This window comes from Phaeodactylibacter sp. (genome assembly GCF_040219495.1).
Taxonomy (GTDB): Bacteria; Bacteroidota; Bacteroidia; order Chitinophagales; family Saprospiraceae; genus Phaeodactylibacter.
In genome coordinates this window covers 1-10,843 of record NZ_JAVJSK010000018.1, presented here as the reverse complement: position 1 = coordinate 10,843, position 10,843 = coordinate 1, and the positions used below count along the sequence as shown (strand labels likewise).

Genomic DNA, 10,843 nt, shown 5'->3' with positions numbered 1-10,843 from the left:
ACTTCGGAGAAGTCGCATGTTCTACCCAGTTAGAGGAGATGCCCTTTCTGCTTATCCGCAGCCACCTAGCTTTTTATACTTCACAGCGCACTGGTCCAGGATTAGGCTTGTAAAACCTGCCGGAGAGCAGGAAGCTATTGTGCCCGAGGGGAGTATAGACGACCAAAGTCCCAACACGCGCTCTTAGCATCTTTAATCACTCTACGACAAACCCAATCACTTCATCCTCAATTGTATGCGTAACAAATAGTTCTCCATTGTTGTAAACCAACGGGCTCCCTATCTGCTCTACCTCCGAGTAGTCGCCTTCGTAATAGGTGCCACTATTTGGGTTCAGCAGGATTAGACGCCCGAAATCAAAGGAAGTGTACATTAAATAATCTTCATGGACGCTAAAATCAGCAGACAGAGTGGGGGCTGTGAAAAGTGTTTGTGTCCAAACCATTTCACCGGTAGCTTTATTCAGCTTGGAAAACTCGCTATAAGTATTCAGGTAGAGTTCCCCTTCCCTGGCAATCAACTTTAAGAGATTATTCTTTTCTATTTCCTGTGCCCAGTTGCGCTCTCCCGTTTGTATATCATAAGAGACCACCTTGTCTTCGTAGGCTGCGTATAAGTCATCTTCAATGATTACCGGCAAGAAGTCGATTGCAGTCCGGGCCTGAGCCGGAATCAACGTATCTACCCAATTGACAGAATAATTGTTGTTCCCATTGATTAGGAGTATTTTCTGATCAAAGAACATATCAGGATCTGGGTTGCCCAGCAGCATTGCCATCAGTAAGTTTAAAGCCCCGCCCTCCGCTTCGTATACCAAAGGGGAGCTCAGCTGCCGATTGTACTCTAAATTATTCAACCACTGAAACTCAGGGTGGACGGCCCCGTCCTCCATATCTATCGATAAAACAGTGGATAAACCATTCCCTCTATTATACACACCCTTGTATATCTTGCCATCATAAATGGTTGGAGGCGTACTAGAAGTGAATCCCGGCGTGTTATCGTAGCGGTAGGATACTAGCACCTCTTGATTCACCAAATTAATAACTGAAAGCCCAATTTCTTTCCTGTCTGTTATCAAATAGTCCCCCTCAAGCAGCATAGGTTGACCCCATCCGATCAAATCATCACAGTCCATTTCCCACAGCCTCAGCTGGGTTTCCAGGTCAAAGGCTACCAATAGCCGATCACCGCTAAGGCTTCTGGCCCACACCAAGTAGGCTCCTTGATAGAGCAGTCCTTGCCGGGGCTGTAAGTTATACGCTGTAGGAATTCGCACCTGCACTTGAATATCGACGAGGTCTTCGGCATTCTCTTTTCTACAGGTACTAAATAAAGGGATTAGAAGGAGGATGACAATGAGGGGGTTGGTAATTTTCATGATGATAAGTTTGAGGTCTTGATCTGACAAAAAAACCTTGATTCATGGCCTATAAAACCTACAGTCATAAATTCTAATGGTCGATTGATATAGGACACCGTTTTCCCATTCAATATATTTTTTTTCGGTAAAAAATACAAGCTCTTAGTGAGGAAGTCAGAGCTTGCCCCGCATTTCTGTGGGGTTCGTAAAACGTTGATTTGCAATAGCAACGAGCTCCAAAAATGCTCTCTTAGTATCACCCGCCAATCATGACCGTAGGAGCTCCTGCTACGATACTCCCCCCGTGAGCCGTCGTGTCTCCCATCCGAGCCGCGGGCATTCCGCCAATCATGACCGTTGCGGAGCCTTTGACGATACTGTCCGGAGGGCCAACACAAGTACAGGTATCCCCTAATACGGCAGCGGGCAGCCCGCTAATCATTACCGTTGGGCTGCCAGGGCCGACGATCGGGCCGCCTACGTGTGGAATTGGAGGTATGCCTGGTGTTTCCATCGGGCATACGTGCATATCTGTTAATCTTGCTGCTGGTGGCATACTTTTTTGTTTTACGGTGTTTTACGTTACAAACATACGAGCCTGTCAGGTCATTGAGTTGCTCTCCGACGGGCTGCTGGAAGACCAAAATCCCAGCACAAGCTCAATTGATCAAGACCATAGCGCCCTTTACAGTGGCCATTCCATTGGAGGTGAACTCCGCCTGAGCATTGCCTTGTGCGGAGAAGCTGGCTTGTGCGTCCAGCTCAATATCCATGGCTTTGGCAACGATTTTTCCTGGTGCATCAAGTTCGATATTGCTGCAACTTTTGATTTTTATGCCGTCATGGTCCATGGTGATTTGATTGCCGTGCTGATCGCTAATGTCGATACGGCTTTCACCGTCTGATAGTACGATGGTATTGTTGGCTGGCGTAGCCAGTGTCAATTGCTGCTTTTCGTCGTCAAATTCCAATTTCAGCCCACTGCGGGTGAGGATGCCCTTGAGGTGATTGTCATCCTCTACAGGGGAAGGGGGAGCCTGTGCTGAGCCGTAAAGCGAACCAAGTACAACCGGTTGGGCCAGGTCATTCCCTTCAAATCCCAGGATGACTTCGTCGCCTATTTCGGGTACAAAAATAGCCCCCTTTCCGGCAGTAGCGTAAAAGCTGGCGAGGTGCGACCAAATTCCAGTGCCCGTAGTGTCCAATTCCGGAACATCTACTAAAATGCGGTAGTTGTCCAGCGGATCACCTTCAAGGGCAACGACCTTTCCGGGAAGTATACCCGGTAGCTGGGGAGCGGTAGGGCGCGCAGGAGCTGCCACAGGCCCAATATCGACGGTGGTCTGCCATTGGCCTGCTTCTGCCAGATGGTGAAAACCGGTAATCAAATGCTTGCCGTTAAATTTTGGGCCGAACTCAGCGAGTTGGATTGTGCTGTTCAGCTGCGGCGTAGCGTTGCCGGTAAAGGTGACTTCCCCGGTAATCGTATGCGCCGGGGCACTACTTTGGGTATTGCCCGGTACCCGCCTGGACTTTCTGGCCACGCTTTTCTTTTTCGCAAGCATATTCCTGGCACTCACGCGCAGGCTCTGCAAGTCGCTTGCTTTGGTATTTAATTTAAAACCGATCACATCTTCACCCAGGGTAAGCAGTAGGGCGGGGGCGCTGGAGGTTGCCCTTGCTTTAACGAATATCTTTCCGTTTTCGGCGTAAGCCAGTAAATTATTGGCCTTCGCGCGGGCCTGGATAAAATCCCAGTCGGTCATTTGAAACTGGCTCAGTTGCTGGTGGCGGACGTTGGTATCATCCACGTCTGAAGGCAGCCCGTTTTCATTTATGATGGTACCGATGATTTCTGCATCGGTAAGGTCCCTGAAAAGCTGTTTATCGAGCTCCTGGTCCAATGTGAAAGCTTTGTCCTGGAAGTCTACAACGAGGGTAAAGCCCTGCGATTCCCTAGTTGCTATAGACTGATTGGTGGCAATGCCAGAAAAAAGGCGTTCATCCCGGCCGTTATACCCCATTCTTAGCTCCATGTTTTTTCCTGGAGCAAGCTTTTCCATCGCAGCTAATAAAGCCCTTTCAACTTGAAAAACAAAAATTACAGTGGCCGAAGGAATCTCTCCAAGTTTACTGTTGACTTCTATTTTGAAGATATCGATCGAGTCGTCCAATTGCTTTCCATCAATAAGAATTCTAAAGTTGAAAGCAGTCGTGTCTTCCATTAAAGGGGAAATAGGCATAGTGTGTTTGGTTTAAGAGTGTGTTCGGATTTTACACTTTGGGCTTCGTTCGCTCCAAAAGCAAAACCCCAACACGCTCTAAAAATTAAAGATGGGGTTATGCTGGTTGCATCCTCTGCTGAAGGGTGATCACCATGAATTCCGTAGGCCTTGTGACAGCTACTCCTATGTTTATTTTCATCCAGCCCTCTGAAATATCTGCTGGGGTCATAGTGGTACCTAGGCCGATGTTCACAAAAAAAGCATGCTCTGGTGTAGGGCCAGCCAAAGCACCTTCCCGCCAGATATTGGTGAGGAAGTTACGAATCATTGCGTTCAGGCTGGTCCAGGTATTCGAATCGTTGGGTTCAAAGACAAAAGCTTCTGCCGCGAATTTTACGGATTGTTCTATGAACGTAGCCGTACGCCGAACGCTGATGTAGCGCCACTCTCCGCTATTGCCGTCCAGCGTGCGGGCTCCCCAAACGAGGACGCCCTTGCCAGGGAAGGTACGAATAGCATTCACGGCTTTGCCATCCAGGGAGACATTGAGGTCCTCCTGTTCGTAACTGGTAATATTGACGGCTGGTTTTACGACGGAGCTCATAGAAACATTCGCTGGAGATTGCCATACCCCTATGGTATGATCGACCATGGAGTAAATGCCCGCCATGCCCCCACTTGGAGGGAGCAGGCTCAGGTGCGCTCGCACACTTTGCATGATCTCTTTGTAAAGGGGATGAGTCGCCAGCAAAGTTTGGTGAATTTCTTCTTTAGAAGGTGGTTTGCTTTTATCTTCTTTACCTGCCTTTTCCGTATGGCTTACTTTGGTGGGCCGAAGTCGCTCAATGACAGCATTGATATCATCTGCCTGGCTTTGTTTTAGCAAACCGGCCTTTAATTGTAGCTCAATGTCCTCCTTAAGCAGGCCGATAAACGCTATCATGGAACCCTTTTCGATAGGGGGGGGATCAACTTCGTCAGCGCCAACGATATTGGTCTCCACCCAAGGGTAATAAGCCGCTCCCCATTGCAGGTGCTCGCTGCCAATACCCGTTCGGAAAGCTGTGATGACGTCATCTCCTGTTGTTCTTTCTTTAAAACCGTCAAAGATATCCAGTATGGTTATTCGGTCGCGTAGCGAACCACAGTGCGACAGCATGGTCTGCTGCAAGGCGTAGCATTCCTGTTGCTCCAACAACACAGCGTCAGGAATCACAAGCATGGTGGGTTCACGCTCTTGGTCAAGGGTTTGAATGCCTTGTGTCAAACAACTTTGAGTAATCGCATCATTATAATCTCCGACAGAAACAATAAAGCAATCTGATCCGCCATTGGCGAAAAATAATTTCATGCTATAAAAAAGGAGGTAGCGATTGCCATGAGGCTTAATTTTATAGGGCTTATTGGGATCTTGTTGCCGAGCATTTTCTATCGAATAAGTCGTCTTCGGGGCTCCACCAAAGTACAATAGAAACTCCCCTAAAGAAGATACGCGAGTTGGTTTAAGCGCGAGGTCTTTTTTGCTGTAAACAGCCTTTTCGGTATAACCTACAAAAGCGGGAATTGCGGTCTCAACCTGAACGACTGAATTCGGGAAAGCGCTTATTTCTTCGACGTAAACACCGGGTGTTTTATGAGCTTTAGCCATGATAGCGGGAGTTATAGGTAAATGTACATGTCAGAATAAAAGACGGGTTGCCCGTTTTCGTCCTGTCCGGCAGTAATCCTACTTGCATTGGCACTGGGGAGTTGAATTTTAAGCGGACCCTGACTGCCGCCGCTTACTTCCAGTTCGAACTTGTCACGAGGCTGTTCCTGTAGCGCTATTGGTGATTGTAAGGCCATGGTATGGTGTTTTAGGAAAGTAAAATATGCTTTTTATTTTAGGATTTTACACTTCGGGCTGCTCTGTCCAAATTTCGTCCTCTTTGCCGCGCTCCCGCCTGCCAAAGTCAGAAACCACAAATTCCGGCTCGTCGCTATACCTCCAAGTCGCTTCTCTAAAGTCATTGCCCCGATAAGTGCACTGCTCTATCACAGAATGATACAGGTAGCCTGCACCTTTGTGGAGGAAAACGAAAAAAGTCCCAACACGCTCTAACTTTAAACAGCAATGAAATATTTGTCCGTATCTGACTTGCGTGGATTGTCGTTTATATCTAACTTTGATTCCAGACCCAGTTTATTTTAAACACAATATGCTCAAACAAAAAACACAAAAAAGCGTCACGCTTATCGTGGCCGCCCTGCTCTTTCTACCCTGTTTGCTCAAGGCGCAGGACCCCTATTTTTCTCAATTCTATGCCAACAGAGTCTATCTGAACCCTGCTTATGCGGGCTTTGACCCGGGTACCACTTTAACCCTGAACTACCGCGATCAGTGGTTTGGGGTACCGGATGGGGATGCTTCCACCTTTTTGGACAGCTACCGGACTTTTAACGTCACTGCTGGCTTTCAGATGCCCTGCCTGTTTAGCCTGGAAGACATCAACCTGGGCACAGCTATTTCTGTGTTCAGCGATGCAGCGGGCGGTGCACCGATGCGCACACTCGGAGCGGCTTTTGCCGTGAGCCATGAGCAGCCATTGGTCAGGTCGGGAATCCGGGATAAAGGGAAACTGAAAAGGCTGGACCTTAGGCTCGGCGCACAGTTTGGCTTCATGCAGAAACAACTCCGCGGCGACTATTTCATTTATTCCGATTTTCTCGATCCGGTTGGCGGGTTGATAACGGCACCTGCCCTTCTTGATCTGTCAAGCGGGCTGTACCCCAGCCTGAATGCCGGGGTGATGCTAAGAGGGCGGCTAAGTGCTTCCAAATACAAGGAGATGCTTTTCACGGCAGGGCTGTCTTTCTCCAATGTCAACCAACCGGTTGAAGAGCTCATGGATGGTGCCGGTGGCTTTACGATTCCGGCACGGATGACTTTCCATGCAGGGACAACGCATAAGATCAGCTCTTTTAAAGGCATACAGGCCCCTACTTACATAGCGCCGCAGTTCCGATGGGACACACAAGCCGACTTCCGGCTCAATCTGCAAACCATTGGCGCCTACGTATTTTCCAAAGCCTACTATACCGGGTTATTCGTGCAGGTCCCCTTTGGCGCAAGCGAAGGGGATGCCGCAACCTTCAGCCCGGTGCTGAACCGCAATACGGTTGCCCTCATCCTCAATGCCGGTATCGATATGGCGACGGTCACGGACCTGAACCTGCCCTGGCGAAAACGGCGTAATGGGGTCATGCTCGGGTTTACCTATGACGTCAACCTCACCGGCCTGTCCTCTGCTACGACACTGGGCGTCATCGAGGTCAACCTGCGCGTCAACCTGAACAATGAGCGCAAGCGAAAACCATGCGCTGCTTTAGGCAAATTCGAGCTGTACGATGGGAAATGCCCCGTCCGGTTTTAACAGCAGTCTGGCCCCGTCCCAATGCACCTGCTAAGTATCTTCCCCTTTAACTCTGGAAATCCTAACATCAAATGAGAGCTCTGTTTTTAATAGCCACCCTGGCGCTTTTCCATCAATACGGCCAGGCCCAGTGCCCAAATTCCATTACGGTCTCCGAAACTTCACCCTGCGGGTTGGAGCCGGTTATGTTTTCGGTCAACCCTGTTACGCCTGGTTATTCCTACACCTGGGATTTTGGAGACCCGGAAGCGGAGGATAATAACGATACGGGGATCAATGATAATACTTTTGAAGGGAGTTCCGCTGTTCACGCGTTTACAGCCAGTAATATGCAGCAAACTTATACAGTTACACTGTACTCGCAAGATGAAAATGGAGAACCTTGTGATACACTTACTACAAGTTTAAATGTTTTGTCTGCACCTTCTGCGATTTTGGTGAGTAATGATTTTCTTACTTGCGATACTTCTGTAATTGGCAATGGTACTGCGGGAGTGACCGTTTTTTCATCTGAAAGTACTCAAACGGGAGTGAGTTACACTATTGATTGGGGGGATGGGTCGCCTGTTTGGTCAGGAACCTCTGCTCCTAATTCACTTAATCATGATTATCCAGCGGGTCTCTTTTATCTAACCTACACCATAGAGGCCGAAAGTGGTCAATTCCAATGTAATACATCGACGGCTACCTACTTGGTTTATATTGGGACTAATCCAGATCTTGGGTTGGTTAGCCAGGGGGAGAACTTCACGATATGCCTGCCCGATGATATCAATTTTGTAATTGAGGGTACGGAGAATAATACCCCCGGCACTATGTATTTCATAACCATAAACGATGGTACAGATACGCTAACTTATAATCAGCAGACGCTTCCTGATACAATCAATCATGTTTTCGAAGATATTTCTTGTGGAACGACATCTGGAAATCTTGTGGATGCATACGAGTTTGTCATTAGAGCCGTTAATCCCTGTAATGTGAAAGAAGCGGCTATACGGCCAATACAAGTCGGAAGATTGCCCACCGCTGAATTCTCAATTACTCCTGAACCTCCTCAATGCGATACGACGACTTTTACTTTTGTAAATGAGACTGACGATGGTGTTTTCTTCAAGCAGGGAGAATGCGATTTTGAGGTTGAGACAGAGTGGATATTCACTCCACTTACACCAGGGGCAGATGGACCAAACTTCATTCTTGGTAATGCAATTTCAGATTCAATTATTGTGAATTTTCAGGCTGGTGATTATCGGGTTGACATGATTGTTGAAAATGGCTGCGGCCCGGACACCATCACTCGCGAAATCTGCATACGACCCACCCCACAGGCCAACTTCACCTGCTCCACTCTGACGGGCTGTACCCCACTGGAAGTGGCGGTCAACAACCTGTCGAATACCTTCATCAATATGTCCAACTGTAGTGATGTGCAGTACTCCTGGGAAGTTGGGCATAGCGATACAACCTGCGATCCACCCTCTGATGGCAGCTTTACTTACATCAATGGTACAAACGCCAGTTCCCCTCAGCCGGAGATTAGGTTTATCGATCCGGGGGAGTACACCCTGACGATGACGGTAAGCAATGAATGCGGGGAGGAGACCCATCAGCAGACCATAATTGTGGCGGATGGGCCAAACGGGCAGATCGCTCCTGTCGATGAGGTGTATTGCGGTAGCGCAAACGTCAATTTTTCCATGCAGAACCTGAGCACCTGTAATGATCCGCCCACTTTCGAGTGGTCATTTCCGGGGGGCACCCCATCTACCTTTAGCGGAGAGAACCCCACCAATATATTTTTCCCGGAGGAAGGCACTTATGACGTCTCCGTAACGATTACCAATGCCTGTGGCGCTTCTGTAGCTACCTTGCCGTTCACCGTTCTGGAAGGACCGGAAGCTATCGCAGCACTGGATTATGATGCAGAGGAGACCTGTATACCTCTTGAGGTAAGCACAACCAACAACAGTACCGGTGACAACTTATCCTACGAGTGGTCGGTCGTACCTGTTACGGGCTGGAGCTTCATCGATGGCACGGACCTTGACACCCCAAGCCCCACTTTTAGATTTAGTGAAGTGGGGACCTACACGATTTCACTCATTGCTTCGAGTGATTGCGGTAGCGATACGTGGACCGAAACGATCACTGTCCGGGACCGTCCACCTGTGGAATTAGAGGATATCCCGGACGAGTTTTGCGATATCGCATCTATTCAGCCTCTGGCGATTTATGATCAGCCTGGGCTGGTGGATGAGGTGACCTGGTCCTTCCCCGGTGGAACCCCATCCACTTTTGAAGGGCTGCAGCTCGATGCCCCGGTCCTTTATAATGAGCCGGGCACTTACACATTTACCATAACCGCCAGCAATGAATGTGGCAGCCTGTCGGACAGCCATACCTTCACGATCATACAGGGGCCCGACCTGGAGATTATGGTAGACACCAATTTTGCCTGCATTGGCGATCAGATTACGGTAATTAATAACTCTGGCGGGGATAACCTGACGTACGAATGGACACAAATCAGCGGTCCGGGTATGCTCAACTTCATTCCGCCTTCCGGGGGTGAGCCTACTATTGATTTGAGTGATGCCACCCCAGGCAGCTACATTTATTCGGTCGCGATTGGCAATGAAGTTTGCGGAACCATTACCCAGAACTTCAATCTGCAGATCAGTGAACCGCCGGTGGTGGAACTGGCCGAATTTGATACCTACTGCGAGATTGCATCCCTTGAGCTGATGCCCACTTACCCGAATCAGGGGCTCATCGACTCGGTATTCTGGCAGTTCCCGTCAGGGGCGATGCCTGCGGAGACCTCTAATGACTTTGACCCCGGTACGATCACGGTAGAAGGAGCGGGGGGCTACTCGGTCAGCGTGTCGGTCTTCAACGCCTGCGGGGAGGATTCGGCAGAACAACCCTTTACTATCCTTCAAGGCCCGGACCTTGATATTTCCCTTAGCGCAGACTTCATTTGTGCGGGCGGAAGTATCAGCACGATGAACAACTCAAGCGGAGACGGGCTGCAGTACACCTGGAGCTATGCCGGCCCCGGAGACATCAGTATTTCCAACAGCGAGGCAGCTGCGCCCACCTTCGACTTCACCGGCACGGTCCCGGGGCAGTACACGATAACGGTGGAGGTAGGCAACGAAGCCTGCGACCCCATCACGCAAAGCTTTGAGGTGGAAGTCAGTGAACCGCCGGTGGTGGAACTGGCGGAGCTTGATATCTACTGTGAGATCGCATCCCTTGAACTGATGCCCACTTACCCAAACCAAAACCTGGTCGACTCGGTATTTTGGCAGTTTCCTTCGGGGGCAATGCCAGTGGAGACGTCGAACGACTTTGACCCAGGCACGATCACGGTAGAAGGAGCGGGGGACTACTCCGTCAGCGTGTCGGTCTTCAACGCCTGCGGGGAAGATTCGGCAGAACAACCCTTTACTATCCTTCAAGGCCCGGACCTTGATATTTCCCTTAGCGCAGACTTCATTTGCGCAGGCGGAAGTATCAGCACGATGAACAACTCAAGCGGAGACGGGCTGCAGTACACGTGGAGCTATGCCGGCCCCGGAGACATCAGTATTTCCAGTAACGAGTCAGCCGCGCCCACCTTCGACTTCACAGGCACCGCCCCGGGCCAGTACACGATCACAGTGGAAGTAGGCAACGAAGCCTGCGACCCGATTACGCAAAGCTTTGAGGTGGAAGTCAGCGAGACGCCGGTGGTGGAACTGGCGGAGCTTGATATCTACTGTGAGATCGCATCCCTTGAGCTGATGCCTACTTATCCGAATCAGGGGCTGGTCGACTCGGTATTTTGGCAGTTT

The 10,843-nt window shown here is 49.6% G+C and carries 9 protein-coding genes; 3 read left to right on the top strand and 6 right to left on the bottom strand.

The window, feature by feature from the left end; all coding sequences use genetic code 11:
• Positions 1-187, top strand: a 187-nt coding sequence (locus RIC19_RS03465) for a hypothetical protein (protein WP_350176874.1), incomplete at its 5' end; no start/stop codon positions are given.
• A 9-nt stretch (positions 188-196) separates the two neighbouring features.
• On the opposite strand, the gene RIC19_RS03460 is transcribed toward RIC19_RS03465, so the two are convergent.
• The 6 genes from RIC19_RS03460 to RIC19_RS03435 all read right to left on the bottom strand — a co-directional run bounded on the left by RIC19_RS03460 (position 197) and on the right by RIC19_RS03435 (position 5,626).
• Complete coding sequence (locus RIC19_RS03460; protein ID WP_350176872.1) at positions 197-1,381, bottom strand: outer membrane protein assembly factor BamB family protein; 1,185 nt, start codon at positions 1,379-1,381, stop codon at positions 197-199.
• Positions 1,382-1,619: 238 nt separating this feature from the next.
• A complete protein-coding gene (locus RIC19_RS03455; protein WP_350176870.1) occupies positions 1,620-1,919 on the bottom strand; it encodes a PAAR domain-containing protein in 300 nt (99 codons plus the stop codon).
• A gap of 103 nt (positions 1,920-2,022) precedes the next feature.
• Entirely contained in the window at positions 2,023-3,588 is a 1,566-nt protein-coding gene (locus RIC19_RS03450; RefSeq protein WP_502930820.1) for a phage baseplate assembly protein V, read from the bottom strand.
• A 115-nt stretch (positions 3,589-3,703) separates the two neighbouring features.
• A complete protein-coding gene (locus RIC19_RS03445; RefSeq protein ID WP_350176866.1) occupies positions 3,704-5,236 on the bottom strand; it encodes a phage tail sheath family protein in 1,533 nt (510 codons plus the stop codon).
• 11 nt (positions 5,237-5,247) lie between these two features.
• Positions 5,248-5,433: a hypothetical protein gene (locus RIC19_RS03440; protein WP_350176864.1), complete on the bottom strand. Its 186-nt coding sequence runs from the start codon at positions 5,431-5,433 to the stop codon at positions 5,248-5,250.
• Between the two features lie 46 nt (positions 5,434-5,479).
• Positions 5,480-5,626 (bottom strand): hypothetical protein, encoded by a 147-nt coding sequence (locus RIC19_RS03435; protein WP_350176862.1) that lies wholly within the window; start codon positions 5,624-5,626, stop codon positions 5,480-5,482.
• A 160-nt stretch (positions 5,627-5,786) separates the two neighbouring features.
• Between RIC19_RS03435 and RIC19_RS03430 the strand changes: the two genes are divergently transcribed.
• Both RIC19_RS03430 and RIC19_RS03425 read left to right on the top strand, forming a co-directional pair.
• Positions 5,787-7,001 (top strand): PorP/SprF family type IX secretion system membrane protein, encoded by a 1,215-nt coding sequence (locus RIC19_RS03430; RefSeq protein WP_350176860.1) that lies wholly within the window; start codon positions 5,787-5,789, stop codon positions 6,999-7,001.
• Between the two features lie 71 nt (positions 7,002-7,072).
• On the top strand, positions 7,073-10,843 hold a 3,771-nt coding region (locus RIC19_RS03425), incomplete at its 3' end, for a PKD domain-containing protein (RefSeq protein WP_350176858.1).